The organism is Alkalicoccus luteus (assembly GCF_012034335.1).
Classification (GTDB): domain Bacteria; phylum Bacillota; class Bacilli; order Bacillales; family Salisediminibacteriaceae; genus Alkalicoccus; species Alkalicoccus luteus_A.
The window spans coordinates 1-226 of record NZ_JAATHJ010000133.1; the positions used below are offsets into that span (position 1 = coordinate 1).

Genomic DNA, 226 nt, shown 5'->3' on the forward strand with positions numbered 1-226 from the left:
CCCATCACCGGCTACCGCCGGGATTTTAAACGGTACGAAAGTGAAGACTGTTCGGATTGTCCGATCAAAGCCTTCTGTACGAAAGCAGAAGGAAACCGGCAGGTATTGTGGAACCCGACCTACGAAGAAGAAAAAGCCAAAGCCAGAGCCTTCCTTTGGTCTCCCGAGGGCGCAGCGACCTACGCGAAACGAAAAAACGAGGTCGAAAGCGTGTTCGGGCAGATCA

The 226-nt window shown here is 53.1% G+C and carries 1 protein-coding gene; it reads left to right on the forward strand.

Annotated features, from left to right (window positions below; all coding sequences use genetic code 11):
- Positions 1 to 226: transposase (locus HCN83_RS18175; protein ID WP_205774768.1), on the forward strand; the 226-nt coding region annotated here is incomplete at both ends.